Source organism: Streptomyces sp. x-80 (genome assembly GCF_046549095.1).
Classification (GTDB): Bacteria; Actinomycetota; Actinomycetes; order Streptomycetales; family Streptomycetaceae; genus Streptomyces; species Streptomyces celluloflavus.
The window spans coordinates 164,723-180,259 of sequence record NZ_JAJPWM010000011.1 but is presented as its reverse complement, the minus strand read 5'-3'; the positions used below and the strand labels follow the sequence as shown (position 1 = coordinate 180,259).

The 15,537-nt window shown below is 70.1% G+C and carries 18 protein-coding genes and 5 tRNA genes; 5 read left to right on the top strand and 18 right to left on the bottom strand.

Features of this window, described 5'->3' with window-relative positions:
- Positions 1 to 65 precede the first annotated feature (65 nt).
- Positions 66 to 251 carry a 50S ribosomal protein L28 gene (gene rpmB / locus ACLJWH_RS23200; RefSeq protein WP_003984695.1) on the top strand — a complete coding sequence of 62 codons (186 nt, stop codon included), beginning with the start codon at positions 66 to 68 and terminating at the stop codon, positions 249 to 251.
- Positions 252 to 391: 140 nt separating this feature from the next.
- Here rpmB and thiD read toward each other — a convergent pair whose 3' ends face one another.
- The gene (thiD, locus tag ACLJWH_RS23195) at positions 392 to 1,213 is read right to left on the bottom strand and encodes a bifunctional hydroxymethylpyrimidine kinase/phosphomethylpyrimidine kinase (protein WP_411143655.1); all 822 of its coding nucleotides are present in this window, start codon (positions 1,211 to 1,213) and stop codon (positions 392 to 394) included.
- 10 nt (positions 1,214 to 1,223) lie between these two features.
- Positions 1,224 to 2,192 (bottom strand): thiamine-phosphate kinase, encoded by a 969-nt coding sequence (locus ACLJWH_RS23190; RefSeq protein WP_052859925.1) that lies wholly within the window; start codon positions 2,190 to 2,192, stop codon positions 1,224 to 1,226.
- A 157-nt stretch (positions 2,193 to 2,349) separates the two neighbouring features.
- Here ACLJWH_RS23190 and ACLJWH_RS23185 point away from each other — a divergent pair, with 157 nt between their 5' ends.
- Both ACLJWH_RS23185 and ACLJWH_RS23180 read left to right on the top strand, forming a co-directional pair.
- Entirely contained in the window at positions 2,350 to 2,583 is a 234-nt protein-coding gene (locus ACLJWH_RS23185) for an Lrp/AsnC family transcriptional regulator (protein ID WP_381683033.1), read from the top strand.
- Between the two features lie 21 nt (positions 2,584 to 2,604).
- Positions 2,605 to 3,099 carry a DUF3515 domain-containing protein gene (locus tag ACLJWH_RS23180; RefSeq protein WP_411143654.1) on the top strand — a complete coding sequence of 165 codons (495 nt, stop codon included), beginning with the start codon at positions 2,605 to 2,607 and terminating at the stop codon, positions 3,097 to 3,099.
- 35 nt (positions 3,100 to 3,134) lie between these two features.
- Here ACLJWH_RS23180 and ACLJWH_RS23175 read toward each other — a convergent pair whose 3' ends face one another.
- The 3 genes from ACLJWH_RS23175 to ACLJWH_RS23165 form a co-directional block, all read right to left on the bottom strand.
- Positions 3,135 to 4,271, bottom strand: a complete 1,137-nt coding sequence (locus ACLJWH_RS23175) for a D-alanine--D-alanine ligase family protein (RefSeq protein ID WP_411143653.1) — start codon at positions 4,269 to 4,271, stop codon at positions 3,135 to 3,137.
- 122 nt (positions 4,272 to 4,393) lie between these two features.
- On the bottom strand, positions 4,394 to 5,395 hold the full coding sequence (locus ACLJWH_RS23170; protein ID WP_411143652.1) for an NAD(P)H-dependent glycerol-3-phosphate dehydrogenase: 1,002 nt from the start codon (positions 5,393 to 5,395) through the stop codon (positions 4,394 to 4,396).
- Complete coding sequence (locus tag ACLJWH_RS23165; protein WP_411143651.1) at positions 5,392 to 6,258, bottom strand: lysophospholipid acyltransferase family protein; 867 nt, start codon at positions 6,256 to 6,258, stop codon at positions 5,392 to 5,394. The genes ACLJWH_RS23170 and ACLJWH_RS23165 overlap by 4 nt, the downstream gene beginning before the upstream one ends.
- Positions 6,259 to 6,398: 140 nt before the next feature.
- Between ACLJWH_RS23165 and cofC the strand changes: the two genes are divergently transcribed.
- Positions 6,399 to 7,121: a 2-phospho-L-lactate guanylyltransferase gene (gene cofC / locus ACLJWH_RS23160; RefSeq protein WP_411143650.1), complete on the top strand. Its 723-nt coding sequence runs from the start codon at positions 6,399 to 6,401 to the stop codon at positions 7,119 to 7,121.
- Here the strand turns inward: cofC and ACLJWH_RS23155 are convergent.
- The 5 genes from ACLJWH_RS23155 to leuC all read right to left on the bottom strand — a co-directional run bounded on the left by ACLJWH_RS23155 (position 7,102) and on the right by leuC (position 10,645).
- A complete protein-coding gene (locus ACLJWH_RS23155) occupies positions 7,102 to 7,317 on the bottom strand; it encodes a hypothetical protein (RefSeq protein WP_411143649.1) in 216 nt (71 codons plus the stop codon). The genes cofC and ACLJWH_RS23155 overlap by 20 nt on opposite strands.
- Before the next feature lie 100 nt (positions 7,318 to 7,417).
- Positions 7,418 to 8,110: an HU family DNA-binding protein gene (locus ACLJWH_RS23150; protein WP_052859933.1), complete on the bottom strand. Its 693-nt coding sequence runs from the start codon at positions 8,108 to 8,110 to the stop codon at positions 7,418 to 7,420.
- Positions 8,111 to 8,235: 125 nt separating this feature from the next.
- Positions 8,236 to 8,481 (bottom strand): hypothetical protein, encoded by a 246-nt coding sequence (locus tag ACLJWH_RS23145; RefSeq protein ID WP_052859934.1) that lies wholly within the window; start codon positions 8,479 to 8,481, stop codon positions 8,236 to 8,238.
- A gap of 136 nt (positions 8,482 to 8,617) precedes the next feature.
- The gene (leuD, locus tag ACLJWH_RS23140) at positions 8,618 to 9,211 is read right to left on the bottom strand and encodes a 3-isopropylmalate dehydratase small subunit (protein ID WP_411143648.1); all 594 of its coding nucleotides are present in this window, start codon (positions 9,209 to 9,211) and stop codon (positions 8,618 to 8,620) included.
- Between the two features lie 3 nt (positions 9,212 to 9,214).
- On the bottom strand, positions 9,215 to 10,645 hold the full coding sequence (gene leuC, locus ACLJWH_RS23135) for a 3-isopropylmalate dehydratase large subunit (RefSeq protein ID WP_411143647.1): 1,431 nt from the start codon (positions 10,643 to 10,645) through the stop codon (positions 9,215 to 9,217).
- Between the two features lie 172 nt (positions 10,646 to 10,817).
- Between leuC and ndgR the strand changes: the two genes are divergently transcribed.
- Positions 10,818 to 11,534 (top strand): IclR family transcriptional regulator NdgR, encoded by a 717-nt coding sequence (ndgR, locus tag ACLJWH_RS23130; RefSeq protein ID WP_052859937.1) that lies wholly within the window; start codon positions 10,818 to 10,820, stop codon positions 11,532 to 11,534.
- Positions 11,535 to 11,784: 250 nt separating this feature from the next.
- Here ndgR and ACLJWH_RS23125 read toward each other — a convergent pair.
- The 8 genes from ACLJWH_RS23125 to ACLJWH_RS23090 form a co-directional block, all read right to left on the bottom strand.
- Positions 11,785 to 11,857: transfer RNA gene (locus ACLJWH_RS23125), tRNA-Glu, on the bottom strand.
- 42 nt (positions 11,858 to 11,899) lie between these two features.
- Positions 11,900 to 11,971 (bottom strand) — tRNA-Gln (locus ACLJWH_RS23120).
- A 16-nt stretch (positions 11,972 to 11,987) separates the two neighbouring features.
- Positions 11,988 to 12,060, bottom strand: a tRNA-Glu gene (locus ACLJWH_RS23115).
- A gap of 63 nt (positions 12,061 to 12,123) precedes the next feature.
- Positions 12,124 to 12,196, bottom strand: a tRNA-Glu gene (locus ACLJWH_RS23110).
- A gap of 49 nt (positions 12,197 to 12,245) precedes the next feature.
- Positions 12,246 to 12,317: transfer RNA gene (locus ACLJWH_RS23105), tRNA-Gln, on the bottom strand.
- A gap of 489 nt (positions 12,318 to 12,806) precedes the next feature.
- Positions 12,807 to 14,288, bottom strand: a complete 1,482-nt coding sequence (gene gltX / locus ACLJWH_RS23100) for a glutamate--tRNA ligase (RefSeq protein WP_411143646.1) — start codon at positions 14,286 to 14,288, stop codon at positions 12,807 to 12,809.
- Positions 14,281 to 15,054, bottom strand: a complete 774-nt coding sequence (locus ACLJWH_RS23095) for a fumarylacetoacetate hydrolase family protein (protein WP_411143645.1) — start codon at positions 15,052 to 15,054, stop codon at positions 14,281 to 14,283. Before ACLJWH_RS23095 ends, gltX begins: the two co-directional genes overlap by 8 nt.
- An 82-nt stretch (positions 15,055 to 15,136) precedes the next feature.
- Positions 15,137 to 15,328, bottom strand: a complete 192-nt coding sequence (locus ACLJWH_RS23090) for a hypothetical protein (protein ID WP_411143644.1) — start codon at positions 15,326 to 15,328, stop codon at positions 15,137 to 15,139.
- Between the last annotated feature and the right edge of the window lie 209 nt (positions 15,329 to 15,537).

Here is a 15,537-nt window from a genome sequence, read left to right as displayed (position 1 = left end):
GTCGGTCAATGCACTCGGCCCGTTGGGATTCACCGTAAGTGCATCTGAAGTCTTTGGAGTGACCCGTGGCTGCCAACTGCGACGTCTGCGGCAAGGGGCCGGGCTTCGGCAAGAGTGTCTCGCACTCGCATCGCCGCACCAACCGTCGTTGGAATCCCAACATCCAGACGGTCCGTGCAGTGATCGGGCGCACGCCGAAGCGGCTCAACGTCTGCACCTCGTGCATCAAGGCCGGCAAGGTCTCGCGCTGACGTCTTAGCCGTAGCGCAGCCCAGCCGGTTGCTTTGTGAAGCCGGTCCACCGAAAGGTGGGCCGGCTTTCGCGTGTCCGCAGGACGACCGCCGCTCCCTGAGAGGCTCTCCCGGTGCGGCGCCGCCTCTCCGGGCGGCCCTCAGCCGTCCCGGCGCAGCCGCCAGCCGTGGTCCACGGGGCCGATGCCCGCACCCAGCCGGAAACCGGCCGCGAGGGCGCCGGTGACGTACTCCTTCGCCGCCGCGACGGCCCGCGGGACGGTGTCGCCCTTGGCGAGCTGTGCGGCGATGGCGCTGGCGAGGGTGCAACCGGTGCCGTGGGTGTGCCGGTTGCCGTGCCGGGGGGCGCGCAGCCAGTGTTCGTCGGTGCCGTCGGTGAGCAGGTCGACGGCCTCTACAGGAATCGCGCGCCCCGGGTCCGCCGGCAGATGACCGCCCTTGATCAGCGCCCAGCGCGGCCCGAGGGCCAGGATCGCGTCGGCGGCCCGCCGCATATCGGCCGTTTCCCGGACCCGTACCCCGGTCAGCTGGGCGACCTCGTCCAGGTTGGGGGTGGCGACCGTCGCGGTCGGCAGCAGCTTGGTGCGGACCGCGTCCAGGGCGGTGGCGGCCAGCAGGGTGTCGCCGTGCTTGGAGACCCCGACCGGGTCGACGACGACCGGCACCCGCAGTTCGGCCAGCAGTTCCGCGACGGTCGTGACGAGAGCGGGCGAGGAGAGCATCCCGGTCTTCACCGCCTGGACGCCGATGTCGTCGACGACGCTGCGGAACTGGGCCCGGACGGCCTCGACCGGCAGTTCCCACACGCCGTGCACACCGAGCGAGTTCTGCGCGGTGACGGCGGTGAGCACGCTCATGCCGTGAGTGCCCAGCGCCAGCATCGTCTTGAGATCGGCCTGGATACCCGCGCCGCCGCCGGAGTCGGACCCGGCGACGGTCAGGACGCGTGGAGGTGTGCGCATACCGCCGAATCTACTCGGCGTCCCCGTTGTCCCCGAAGTGGTCCCAGCCGGTCTTGGTCCAGGAGGCGCCGTCCACCGTCACCTGCGGCAGCGCGGAGGGGTGGAGCACCTCGCCGATCACCTTCCAGCGGGCGGGCAGCTTCACATCCGGCGGGAAGGTGGCCACGATCGCGTGGTCCTCACCGCCGTTGAGCACCCACTGCATCGGGTCCACGCCGACGGCCGTACCGATGTCGGCCATCTGCGAGGGGATGTCGATCGCGGCGGAGCGCAGGTCGATGCGGACCTTGCTGGCCTCGGCGATGTGCCGCAGGTCGGCGACGAGGCCGTCGCTGACGTCCGTCATCGCGGTGGCGCCCAGTCCGGCGGCCGCCGGGCCCGCGTGGTACGGCGGTTCGGGGCGGCGGTGCGCCTCGACGAAGGCGCGCGGCGAGCGGAAGCCGCGGGTGAGGACGGCGTAACCGGCGGCGGACCAGCCGAGCCAGCCCGTCACCGCGACGACGTCGCCGGGCTGCGCGCCCCCGCGGGTGACCGGTTCCTGGTTGCGCAGGTCGCCGAGGGCGGTGATGGCGACGGTGATGACGTCGCCGCGGACGACATCGCCGCCGACCACCGCGGCGCCGGCCACCTGGCACTCGTCGCGCAGCCCGTCCATCAGCTCGGTCGCCCAGGTCGCGGGGAGTTCCGCGGGGACGACCAGGCCGAGCAGGATCGCGGTCGGCACCGCGCCCATCGCCGCGATGTCGGCGAGGTTCTGCGCGGCGGCCTTGCGGCCCACGTCATAGGCGGTGGACCAGTCACGGCGGAAGTGCCGGCCCTCCAGGAGAACGTCCGTACTGGCCACGACCCTCCGGTCGGGCGCGGTGACCACCGCGGCGTCGTCACCCGGCCCGATCCGTACGGCCGGGGTGGAGGTGAGCCGGGAGGTGAGCTCCCTGATCAGCCCGAATTCCCCCAGCTCGCCCACGGTGCCCTTCATGCTGTTGCCCTTCTGATGCGTACGGACGGTCCGTACTCCGCTGCGACTGCGCCGCACGTGCCGCGTTCACCGCGCGGGTCTCCCCGCGCCGCCCGGTGACGCGGTACCGTGGCGTCCCTTCTTCCCACATGATCCTCGTAGCCGCCCTGGAGGTCCCGTGGTACAGGCGTACATCCTGATCCAGACCGAGGTCGGCAAGTCCTCGGCGGTAGCGGAAGTGATCGCGAAGATCCCCGGTGTGCTGCAAGCCGAGGATGTGACCGGTCCCTACGACGTCATCGTGCGCGCGCAGGCCGACACGGTCGATGAGCTGGGTCGCATGGTGGTCGCCAAGGTCCAGCAAGTGGACGGCATCACGCGGACCCTCACCTGCCCGGTCGTCCATCTCTAGCACCCCCGTATCCTCGGCCGGGTGATTTCTTCGCGTCGCCGGCCGCTGCGCCTGGCCCTGCCCGTGCTCGCCGCGTTTCTCGTCGCGGTGAGCTGTTCGTCATCGGACAGCGCGGCAGGGCCGGCGATTCCCGCCCCGACGGGCGAGGCGGCGCGGCACTGCCGGGCGCTCCAGAAGGCACTGCCGCAGACCGTGAAAGGGCTGGAGCGGCGTGCCACCGTACCAGCCTCCGACTTCACTGCTCTCTGGGGCGATCCTGCCGTGCAACTGCGCTGTGGGGTGCCAAAACCCGAGGTGCTGACGTTCGGGAGTGAACATTACAACCCCTACGCCGACGCGGCGGAAGTCAACGGCGTCACCTGGCTCTTCGAGAAGCAGCGGGACGGATACCGCTTCACCACGGTGCTGCGGAAGTCCTATGTCGAGGTGACCGTTCCGGGGCGGTACGCCCCCGAGATCGATGTGCTCACCGGCCTCGCGGGCGCGGTGCGCAAGGCCGTCCCCGCCGGGGTCTGAGGCGCCGGGACCCGGCGCCTCGGACAGCCCCCGGGCTAACGCAGCCCGGTGGAGCGGCGCAGCGCCGCCTGGATGAGCCGGTCGATCAGCTCCGGATAGCTCACACCGCTCTCCCGCCACATCCGCGGGTACATCGAGATGGGGGTGAAACCGGGGAGCGTGTTGATCTCGTTGATCACGAACTCGCCGTTGTCCTGGAGGAAGAAGTCCGCGCGGACCAGGCCCTCGCAGGACGCCGCCTCGAAGGCCGCGACAGCCAGCTCCTGCACCTTCGCCGTCTGCTCGGGGCTCAGCGGCGCCGGGACGATCCCGTCGGCCGAGTCGATGTACTTGGCCTCGAAGTCGTAGAAGTCGTGGGCGGTGACCGGCGGGATCTCGGCCGGCAGGCTGGCCCGCGGGCCGTCCTCGAACTCCAGCACCCCGCACTCGATCTCCCGGCCGCGCAGCAGCGACTCCACCAGGATCTTGGGGTCGTGCCGCCGGGCCTCCTCGATCGCCGCGTCCAGGCCGTCGAGGGCGTCGACCTTGGTGATGCCCATGGACGAGCCGGCCCGTGCGGGCTTCACGAAGAGCGGCCAGCCGTGTTCACCGGCGAAGTCCACGATCTTCTTACGGGCGGCCGCGGGGTCCTGCTCCCACTCGCGCGGCCGGACGACCTCGTACGGGCCGACCGGCAGCCCGAAGGAGGTGAACACCCGCTTCATGTAGTCCTTGTCCTGGCCGACGGCCGAGGCGAGCACGCCCGAGCCGACATAGGGGACGCCGGAGAGTTCCAGCAGGCCCTGGAGGGTGCCGTCCTCGCCGTAGGGGCCGTGCAGGACGGGGAAGACGACGTCGACCTCGCCGAGCGCCTTGGGGACCGAGCCCGGTTCGCTGTAGACGACCTCGCGGTTGACCGGGTCGACCGGGAGCACGACGGTGCCGTCGGTGGACTCGGCGAGTTCGGCCACGCTGGGCAGGCGGCGCTCCGTGATGGCCATCCGCTCGGGGTCGTCGGCGGTCAGCGCCCAGCGGCCGTCGGTCGTGATGCCGATGGGCAGCACGTCGTACTTCTCGCGGTCGATGGCGCTCAGCACGGCTCCGGCGGTGACCACGGAGATGGCGTGCTCGGAGCTGCGGCCGCCGAACACGACGGCGACGCGGGGCTTCTGGGAGGAGGTCTCGCTGCTCATATCGGGTCGAGGGTACCTGCTGACCGCCGCGGAGTCAGTGCTGCGGCGGCCGTTGGGATGCCGGGTGGTCCGTGCGGGTGCCGTACGGACCACCCGGCGGTGCCCCTACGGGTCCCGCCGGATCAGTGCCGTTCGGCCTTGGCGCTGCGCGACATCAGGTCCTTGAGGGCCACCAGCGGCGGCTTGCCCCCGTGGACGATGTCCACGACCGTCTCGGTCAGCGGCATCTCGACGCCGTGCAGGCGGGCCAGATCCAGCACGGATTCGCAGGACTTGACGCCCTCGGCGGTCTGCTTGGTGACCGCGATGGTCTCCGCGAGCGTCATCCCGCGGCCGAGGTTGTGGCCGAAGGTGTTGTTGCGCGACAGCGGCGAGGAGCAGGTGGCGACGAGGTCGCCCATACCGGCCAGGCCCGCGAAGGTGTGCGCGTCGGCGCCCATGGCGAGGCCGAGGCGGGTGGTCTCGGCGAGACCGCGGGTGATCAGCGACGCCTTGGCGTTGTCGCCCAGGCCCATGCCGTCCGCGATGCCGACGGCCAGCGCGATGACGTTCTTGACCGCGCCGCCCAGTTCGCAGCCGACCACGTCGGTGTTGGTGTACGGGCGGAAGTACGGGGTGTGGCAGGCGGTCTGAAGGCGCCGGGCGACCGCTTCGTCGGCGCAGGCGACGACGGCCGCGGCGGGCTGCCGGGCGGCGACCTCCTTGGCGAGGTTGGGGCCGGTCAGCACCGCGACGCGCTCCGCCGGGGCCTTGGCGACCTCTCCGATGACCTCGCTCATCCGCTTGGCGGTGCCCAGTTCGACGCCCTTCATCAGGGAGACCAGGACCGTGTCGGCGGGCAGCAGCGGCGCCCACTCGGCGAGGTTGGCCCGCAGCGTCTGCGAGGGGATGACGAGAAAGGCGAACTCCGCGCCGCGCGCCGCCTGTGCCGGGTCGGTGGTGGCCCGTACGGACCCGGGGAGCTCGACCCCCGGCAGGTAGTCGGGGTTGGTGTGGCCGTTGTTGATGGCCTCGGCGACGTCGGCGCGGCGCCCCCACAGGGTCACCTCGCATCCCGCGTCGGCGAGCACCATCGCGAATGCGGTGCCCCAGGACCCCGTGCCGTAGACGGCGCAGCGCGTCACTTGCCTTCATCCTCCTGTGTCTGCCGGTTGCTTCGGGCCTGCTGCGTACCGATGACCGGGCCGGCAGCGGCGGCCGGTCCGGCGGCGGGCTGCGGGCCGGCCGCGGCGCGGACCGCCCTGGCGGCCTCCCGGGCCACCCGCCGCTCCCGGGCGATGACCTTGCGGTGGTCGTACGGTTCGGCCGGCGCGGGCTCGCCGCGGACCTCGGCCAGCTGGGCGGTGACGGCGGCCATGATGGTGTCCGTGACGGCGCGCAGCACCTCGGCGGTGGGCTCCTGGTCGTGGAACGCGCTCAGGTCGACCGGCGGCCCCGCCTTCACCCGCAGCGTCCTGCGCGGGAACAGCCGCAGCTTCTTCTCCTTGGCGTACGGCGGCATCACGTCGTTGGCGCCCCACTGCGCGACGGGAATGACCGGCGCCTTGGTGAGCAACGCCACTCGCGCGGCACCGGTCTTGCCCTGCATGGGCCACATCTCGGGGTCGCGGGTCAGGGTGCCCTCGGGGTAGAAGGCGACGCATTCGCCCTTGTCGATGGCGTCCACGGCGGCGCGGAAGGCGACGGCGGCGTCGGTGGATTCCCGGTAGACGGGGATCTGTCCGGTGCCGCGCATCATCAGGCCGACAAAGCCGCCCTTGAAGAGCCCGGCCTTCGCGAGGAATCGGGGAACGCGTCCGGTGTTGTACTGATAGTGCGCATAGGACAGCGGATCAAGATACGAGTTGTGGTTGACCGCGGTGATAAATCCGCCGTCGGCCGGAATGTGCTCCATTCCCTGCCAGTCCCGCTTGAACAGAACCAAGAGCGGCGGTTTGCAGATGACCGCGGCCAAGCGGTACCAGAAGCCGATTCTGCGGCGGGACACTGGGACACCCTCCTTGTGGGACCTGCTGAGCTGCTGCGAGCCGGCAGCCGCACAAGTGTCGCCCCAGGTACCCGCTATGTCGAGAACACCGTAACCCCGCCGCTGCCGGAATGCGGCGGCAGCAGGTGAGAATGATGCCGATGCGAAGAGACGGAGCGGATGTGGGCTGGAGCCTGGTGGTGCCGCTGAAGCCGCTGGTGCGGGCCAAGAGCAGGCTCTCCGCGGCCACCGGCGAGGAGTTCCGGCCCCGGCTGGCGCTGGCGTTCGCGCTGGACACCGTGGCCGCGGCGCTGGCCTGCGCGGACGTACGGGATGTGGCGGTTGTCACGGATGATCCGCTGGCCGGTGAGCGGTTGGCGGCCCTGGGGGCGCGCATCGTGCCCGATATTCCGGCCCGCGGCCTGAACGCGGCGCTGGCGCACGGCGCGGACGCGGTGCGGGCGCGGCGTCCCGGTGCGGCCGTCGCCGCGCTGAACGCCGATCTGCCGGCGCTGCGCCCGGCCGAGCTGGGCCGGGTGCTCCATTCCGCCGCGCAATTCCCGCGCGCATTTCTCGCGGATGCGGCGGATATCGGGACAACACTTCTGACCGCGGCTTCCGGAGTGGAATTGGCCCCGGCATTCGGCGGCCCTTCGCGGGCCCGTCACCTGGCATCGGGAGCCCGGGAGATCACGGTGGCGCGGGTGGCGTCGGTGCGCCGGGACGTGGACACCGGCGAGGATCTGCGCGCCGCCCTGGCCCTTGGTGTCGGCCCCCACACGGCACGGCAGGCGCCGCGGCGCCCGGACGGGGCGGCAGCGGCGGATGAGGTAGCCGGGGCAGCCGGGCAGCCGCCCCCGGGGCTCAGAGCGTATGGAGTGTGACGAGAACGACCCGTCGGCCGTCTCCCTCGTCCCCGCTCTCGCCTTCGATATCGATACGGACCCGCTGCCCGGACCGCAGCAGCCGCAGACCGCCCGCGTCGAAGGCCGCCGCATCGAAGGGCAGCGGCGTCCCGTCGTCCAGCAGCACACTGCCGGCGCGGGTCCGGGGATCAAAGGTGTAGACGGTGGCCTGCATGGGCCGAAGCCTAGACGGCGGGGCGCCGGTACCACGCACCGCGGGCCGGGCTCCCCGAAGGGAGTCCGGCCCGACGTGTGGCGTCGCCGCTGCTGGTGGATTACCGCTTGCGGGCGGTGGTCTTCTTGGCGGTGGTCTTGCGCGCCGTGGCCTTCTTGGCCGGGGCCTTCTTCGCCACCGCCTTCTTGGCGGGAGCGGTCTTCTTCGCCACGGCCTTCTTCGCGGTGGCGGTGGCCTTCTTGGCCGGGGCCGCCTTCTTGGCGGTGACGGCCTTCTTCGCCGGTGCGGCCTTCTTCGCCGTGGTGGCCTTCTTCGCCGCCGCCGTGGTCTTCTTGGCGGTGGTCTTCTTCGCCACAGCAGTGGTCTTCTTCGCCGGCGTCGCCTTCTTCGCGGCGGCCTTCTTGGCGGTGACGGCCTTCTTCGCGGCGGCCTTCTTCACCGTCGTACGGGTGGAAGCGCCGCCCGAGAGGCTGCCCTTGGGGGCCTTCTTGACCGCGACCTCATTCTTGGGGAGCTTCTTCGAGCCGCTCACCAGGTCCTTGAAACCCTGGCCCGCACGGAAACGCGGCACCGAGGTCTTCTTGACCCGCACCCGCTCACCCGTCTGCGGGTTACGGGCGTATCGGGCCGGCCGGTCGACCTTCTCGAACGAACCGAATCCGGTGACCGAAACGCGGTCGCCGGAGACAACTGCACGGACGATTGCGTCCAGTACCGCGTCCACCGCGTCCGCGGCGTTCTGACGGCCGCCGAGCTTGTCGGCAATGGCTTCTACGAGCTGCGCCTTGTTCACGTCTTCCCCTTCGGAGACATTGCTGGAACGAAAGTGTCCAAGCTTTTTCGCACGTTAGGCAGATATATACCGCAAATCAAACACGAAACGGGCTAATCACCCTTGTGCCGCAACGAACTCGACCTTCACGGACTTCCATCGGCACGCGCGTCTTCGGGAAAGCGACCTGCGTCGAGGTCGTCCATGAACCACTCCAGACGCCTTGCCGCGTCCGCAAGATCGTGTTTTGCCGCGGCCGTGATGACGAGCAGCTTCCGGGTCAGCGCCATCCGTACGCCCTCCGGGACTTGCAGTGACCGCACTCTTGCGTGTGCGACCTTGAGCCGGTCGGCGACGTAACCGTAGAGCTCAAGTTGGCCGTCGCGTTCCATGCGCTAATTGTGCCATCTGCGGCGAGTTGTCGCTTCACGGGGCCTCAACAGCCACCCGGACAAGCCGATGCGCCCCCTGCCAACTGCACAGGGGGCGCATCGTACGCAATAAGGCTTTGAGCCATAAAACCCGAGGTCAGACCTCTACAGTACGCGGTGTGAAGGACGGCCTGTTCGCCTCGAACGCCGCGATGGCGGGCTCCTCCCGAAGGGTGAGACTGATGTCGTCCAGGCCCTCCAGCAGCCGCCAGCGAGCGTTCTCGTCCAACTCGAAGTCGGCCGTGACGCCTTCCGCGCGGACCTGCCGGGCGACCAGGTCGACGGTCACCTCGGCCGTCGGGTCGGTCTCGGCGAGCCGCTGGAGCTCCTCGACGGTCTCCTGCGGCAGGACCACCGTCAGCAGCCCGTTCTTGAGGGAGTTTCCGCGGAAGATGTCGGCGAACCGCGAGGAGATGACGGCCTTGAAGCCGTAGTTCTGGAGCGCCCAGACGGCGTGCTCACGCGAGGAGCCGGTGCCGAAGTCGGGGCCGGCCACCAGCACGGTGGCACCCTTGTGGCGCTCCTGGTTGAGGACGAACTCGGGGTCCTTGCGCCACGCCTCGAACAGCCCGTCCTCGAAACCGTCGCGGGTGACCTTCTTCAGCCAGTGCGCCGGGATGATCTGGTCGGTGTCGACATTGCCGCGGCGCAGCGGGACGGCCCGGCCGGTGTGGGTGGTGAAAGCTTCCATGGTTCAGACTCCTGCGGGCGTGGCGACGGCGGCATCGGACAGGTCGGCCGGTGAGGCCAGATGGCCGAGAACCGCCGTCGCGGCGGCGACCTGCGGCGAGACCAGGTGCGTCCGGCCGCCCTTGCCCTGCCGCCCCTCGAAGTTGCGGTTGGAGGTGGACGCGGAGCGCTCACCGGGCGCGAGCTGATCGGGGTTCATGCCCAGGCACATCGAGCAGCCGGCGTGCCGCCACTCGGCGCCCGCCGCGGTGAAGACCTTGTCCAGCCCCTCCGCGACGGCCTGGAGGGCGACCCGGACCGAGCCGGGAACGACCAGCATCCGCACCCCGTCGGCGACCGAACGGCCGTCCAGGATCGAGGCCGCGGAGCGCAGGTCCTCGATGCGGCCGTTGGTGCACGAACCTACGAAGACGGTGTCCACGCCGATCTCGCGCAGCGGCTGTCCTGCCGTCAACCCCATGTATTCCAGGGCCTTTTCGGCGGCGAGGCGCTCCGAGGCGTCGTCGTACGAAGCGGGGTCGGGGACCTGCGAGGAAAGCGGCGCACCCTGGCCCGGGTTGGTCCCCCAGGTGACGAACGGCGTCAGCGCGGCGGCGTCGATGACGACCTCGGCGTCGAAGACCGCGTCGTCGTCGGTGCGCAGCGTCTTCCAGTACGCGACCGCGGCGTCCCAGTCCTCGCCCCGGGGAGCGTGGTCGCGTCCCTGGAGGTAGTCGAAGGTGGTCTTGTCGGGTGCGACCATGCCGGCCCGCGCGCCTGCCTCGATGGACATGTTGCAGACGGTCATCCGGGCCTCCATCGACAGCTTCTCGATGGCGGAGCCGCGGTACTCCAGGACGTAGCCCTGACCACCGCCGGTGCCGATCTTGGCGATGATCGCCAGGATCAGGTCCTTGGCCGTCACACCGTCGGGCAGTTCGCCGTCGACGGTGATGGCCATGGTCCTGAAGGGCGCGAGCGGCAGCGTCTGGGTGGCGAGCACATGCTCGACCTGGCTGGTGCCGATGCCGAACGCCAGCGCGCCGAAGGCGCCGTGGGTGGAGGTGTGGCTGTCACCGCAGACCACGGTCATACCGGGCTGGGTCAGTCCCAACTGCGGTCCCACCACGTGGACAACGCCCTGCTCGACGTCGCCGAGCGGGTGCAGCCGCACGCCGAACTCCGCGCAGTTCTTGCGCAGCGTCTCCAGCTGGGTGCGCGAGACCGGGTCGGCGATCGGCTTGTCGATGTCGAGGGTCGGGGTGTTGTGGTCCTCGGTGGCGATGGTCAGGTCCGTGCGGCGCACCCGGCGGCCGGCCTTGCGGAGGCCGTCGAACGCCTGTGGGCTGGTCACCTCGTGCAGCAGGTGCAGATCGATGAAGAGCAGGTCGGGCTCGCCTTCCGCGCGCCGGACGACATGGTCGTCCCAGACCTTCTCCGCGAGTGTCCGTCCCATCGCTTTCCCTCCGGCCGGCCGCATTGCCGGCCCAACTCGACTGTGCGCGCGCCGCCCGTGCCCCCACACCGGACCGCCCGCCGGGCCCTGGTCGAGGGCCACACCTACAGATTGACGACTTTCCTGGAAAATTGAACTTGCGTTTCACACTGTGAGACGCGAGTATCGTTGCATGGACAACTCTAGCGGCGTCGGCGTTCTCGACAAGGCGGCTCTCGTATTGAGCGCTCTGGAGTCCGGTCCGGCCACCCTCGCCGGGCTGGTCGCGGCGACCGGGCTCGCACGACCCACGGCCCACCGGCTGGCCGTGGCTCTGGAACACCACCGGATGGTGGCGAGGGACATGCAGGGCCGGTTCATCCTGGGCCCACGGCTCTCCGAGCTCGCGGCCGCGGCCGGTGAGGACCGCCTGCTGGCGACGGCGGGGCCGGTGCTCGCGCATCTGCGCGACGTCACGGGCGAGAGCGCCCAGCTCTATCGCCGGCAGGGCGATATGCGGATCTGTGTGGCCGCGGCGGAGCGGCTGTCCGGCCTGCGGGACACCGTCCCGGTCGGCTCCACGCTCCCCATGAAGGCGGGCTCCGCCGCGCAGATCCTGATGGCCTGGGAAGAGCCGGAGCGACTGCACCGCGGGCTCCAGGGCGCGCGCTTCACGGCCACCGCGCTGTCCGGCGTCCGGCGCCGCGGCTGGGCCCAGTCGATCGGTGAGCGGGAGCCCGGCGTCGCCTCCGTCTCCGCGCCCGTACGCGGCCCCTCGAACCGCGTCGTGGCCTCCGTCTCGGTCTCCGGCCCGATCGAGCGGCTGACCCGGCACCCGGGCCGGATGCACGCCCAGGCAGTCATCGACGCGGCCGCCCGCCTGTCCGAGGGCCTGCGTCGCAACGGCTGAGACCACCGCGGCCTGTCCTGCGGTCCCACCCGGACCTGCCGGACAGGCCGCCGCACGCGGCGCCAACTCCCGTCACGGGGACGGCGGATCATCCTGCCGCGGACCCGGGGAGGGCCGAACTCGCCCCGTACGCACGGCAGATGGCGATCGGCCGGTGACATACGCGACGGCTTTCCCCGTCACAACACGGCCACTTTTCCCACCGCACGACAAAGGCCCCTGCCGAAGCAGGAGCCTTTGTTTATCGATGTACCCCCGACCGGATTCGAACCGGCGCTACCGCCTTGAGAGGGCGGCGTGCTAGGCCGCTACACAACGGGGGCTTGTTTTCTTGCAGTTGAACCGTGCCGTGAAGACACTCTGCGCTGGGCTACCAGGACTCGAACCTAGACTAACGGAACCAGAAACCGTCGTGCTGCCAATTACACCATAGCCCATGGTGGTTTAGACCAGTACCCCCGACCGGATTCGAACCGGCGCTACCGCCTTGAGAGGGCGGCGTGCTAGGCCGCTACACAACGGGGGCCCTAGCGATCCTTGCATCGTCGCATCCGGGAGCGACCCGAAGGAAACGGAGAGAAAGGATCTGTACCCCCGACCGGATTCGAACCGGCGCTACCGCCTTGAGAGGGCGGCGTGCTAGGCCGCTACACAACGGGGGCCTGATACTGCGATCAAGAAACCTTCACCATGAGTGAAGAAGACTTCTTGCTGGGCTACCAGGACTCGAACCTAGACTAACGGAACCAGAAACCGTCGTGCTGCCAATTACACCATAGCCCACCAAAACTCAACCCCCGGTAGGGGGTTTGTTTGGCTTGCGCTTTCCGGCCGGACCTCTCGGCCCTCTCGGGCGGCGCAGGAAGAACATTACCTGATCGTGGACGGGGCTCCAAAACGGGTATTGCCGCCCCGGCCAGGGCCGGATCCCGGCAGCGCCGGGCGTCGGTGCCGGCGTCGTACGAGGCGACTCCGGCGGCCGTCAGGACGGTTGTGGCGCCGTCCCCGCCCGCCCCTGCCCAGCGACGGAGCCGGGCGGGGCGCCGGGGCGCGTACGGCCCTCGCGGCACCCCTGGGCCCGGAGCCCTCGCCCGGCGTGCAGACGCAGGTCGGGTCGGGTCTCCCGGCGCAGGCCCGGCAGCCGCCCGATGGTCTCGTCAGGGCCGCTGAGGCCGTCGTGCCGGTATGCGGCGGCCGCCGTCCGGATGGCGGTACGCGAAGGGCCCGGAAGCCGATCGGCTGGCTTCCGGGCCCGTTACGCGTTTGCGGCTGTCAGCCGGCCAGCTTGGCCAGGGCCGCGTCGATGCGGGCCAGGGTGCGGTCCCGGCCGAGGATCTCCAGGGACTCGAAGAGCGGCAGGCCGACCGTGCGGCCGGTGACGGCCACGCGGACCGGGGCCTGGGCCTTGCCGAGCTTGAGGCCGTGCTCCTCGCCGGCGGCCAGGACGGCCTCCTTGAGGGCCTCGGGGCTGGACCAGTCGGCATCGGCGAGCTTGCCGCGGGCCGTACGGAGGAGGGCGTCGGAGCCTTCCTTCATGGCCTTGTTCCAGGACGCCTCGTCCGCCACCGGGGTGTCGAGGAAGAGGAAGTCGACGTTGTCGGTGATGTCGGAGAGGACCGTGACGCGGGTCTGCGCGTACGGGGCGATGGCCTCGAACGCGGCGCGGTCGAACGCCTCGGGCGCCCAGGGGGCGTGCGGGGCGTTCAGCCACGGCTCGCAGGCGGCGATGAAGTCCTTGACCTCCAGCTGGCGCAGATGCGTGGCGTTGATGGCCTCGCACTTCTTGAGGTCGAAGCGCGCCGGGTTGGCGTTGACGTCCGCGATGTCGAAGGCGGCGACCATCTCGTCCATGGAGAAGATGTCGCGGTCCTCGGCGAGCGACCAGCCCAGCAGGGAGAGGTAGTTGAGCAGGCCCGCGGGGAGGAAGCCGCGCTCGCGGTAGAGGTTGAGGGACGCCTGCGGGTCGCGCTTGGAGAGCTTCTTGTTGCCCTCCCCCATGACGTACGGCAGGTGGCCGAAGGACGGGATGGTGCCGTTGCCGACGCCGATGTCGGCCAGCGCCCGGTAGAGGGCGACCTGGCGCGGGGTGGAGGAGAGCAGGTCCTCGCCGCGCAGGACGTGGGTGATCTCCATCAGGGCGTCGTCTACGGGGTTGACGAGGGTGTAGAGGGGCGCGCCGTTGGCCCGGACGATGCCGTAGTCCGGGACGTTCTCCGGGGTGAAGGTCAGCTCGCCGCGCACCAGGTCGGTGAAGGTGACCGGCTCGTCGGGCATCCGGAAGCGGACGATGGAGGTGCGGCCCTCGGCCTCGTACGCGGCCTTCTGCTCGGCGGTCACCGTGCGGCACTTGCCGTCGTAACCGGAGGGCCTGCCGGCCTTGCGGGCGGCGTCGCGGCGGGCGTCCAGCTCTTCGGTGGTGCAGTAGCAGCGGTACGCGTGACCGGCGGCGAGGAGCTTTTCGGCGACGTCCCGGTAGAGGTCCATCCGCTGGGACTGGCGGTAGGGGGCGTGCGGGCCGCCGACCTCGGGTCCCTCGTCCCAGTCGAAGCCCAGCCAGCGCATGGAGTCCAGCAGCTGCTGGTAGGACTCCTCGGAGTCACGGGCCGCGTCGGTGTCCTCGATACGGAAGACCAGGGTGCCCTTGTGGTGCCGGGCGAAGGCCCAGTTGAACAGGGCGGTACGGACCAGGCCCACATGGGGGTTGCCGGTCGGGGAGGGACAGAAACGGACGCGGACGGGGGTCGCGTTAGTCACGCTTGATCACCTTGTTGGTGAGAGTGCCGATGCCTTCGATGGTGACGGCGACCTCGTCGCCGACGTTGAGCGGGCCGACCCCGGCCGGGGTGCCCGTGAGGACGACGTCGCCGGGGAGCAGCGTCATCGCCTCGGTGATGTGCACGATGAGGTCCTCGACGGGGCGGATCATCTCGCTGGTGCGCCCGAGCTGGCGCTGTTCGCCGTTGACCGTGCACTGGATGGCGAGGCCCTCGGCGATCGCCGCCGGGTCCAGCCCGGTCTCGACCCAGGGTCCGAGCGGGCAGGAGGAGTCGAAGCCCTTGGCCCGCGCCCACTGCTTCTCGCGCTGCTGGACGTCGCGCGCGGTGATGTCGTTGGCGCAGGTGTAGCCGAGGATGACGTCCTTGACGCGGTCGCGGGGCACCTCGCGGCACATCCGGCCGATGACGACGGCGAGCTCCGCTTCGTGGTGCACCTCCTGGGAGAAGGAGGGGTACACCACGGGGTCGCCGGGGCCGATCACGGAGGTGGACGGCTTGAAGAAGGTGACCGGCACGTCCGGGACGGCGTTGCCCAGCTCGGCGGCGTGTTCGGCGTAGTTGCGGCCGATCGCCACGACCTTGTTGGGCAGCACCGGCGGCAGCAGGCGGACCTTGTCGAGGGGGACCTTGTGGCCCGAGCGCTCGAATTCCGCGAAGGGGTGTCCCTTGATGACGTCGAGTTCGTCGCCTTCGAGGACACCGAAGCCGACGTTGCCGTCGATGGAGAATCTGGCGATGCGCACGGGTTGCCGCTGCCCCTCATTGATCACTGGCCGGAGTTGACACTCCAGGCTATCGCGGGGGCGCGGCGGATCCGTTGCGGAATTACGCCGGAATGTCCTGCTGGGGGGCCTTCATCAGGACCGTGCGGCGGGGGTTCGCGGTCTGGGTGGGCAGCTCGACGGGGTGCTCCGGCGCCTCGGCCGGCGCGGTGCTGAGCTCGTCGACGTCCTTGAGGTGCGCCAGCGTGGTGCGCCGCGGGTTGGCTATGTTGCGGAACATCATCGTGGTCTTCACTGCTTCACGCCTCGCGAGGTGATGGGGAAATGGGTGGACGGGGTGCCGGAAAAAAGAGGTGCCCTTGTCGTACGGGGCGACTCTGTAAAGCGTCAGGCTAAGCGCGCTATTCCCTCCGATGCGGTGGGGAAGTCGGCGATCTGCTTGTGAGTTTCCTCACGAACTGTGTGGCAAATGCCACATTTCCCGTGATCAACATCCATGGGCGA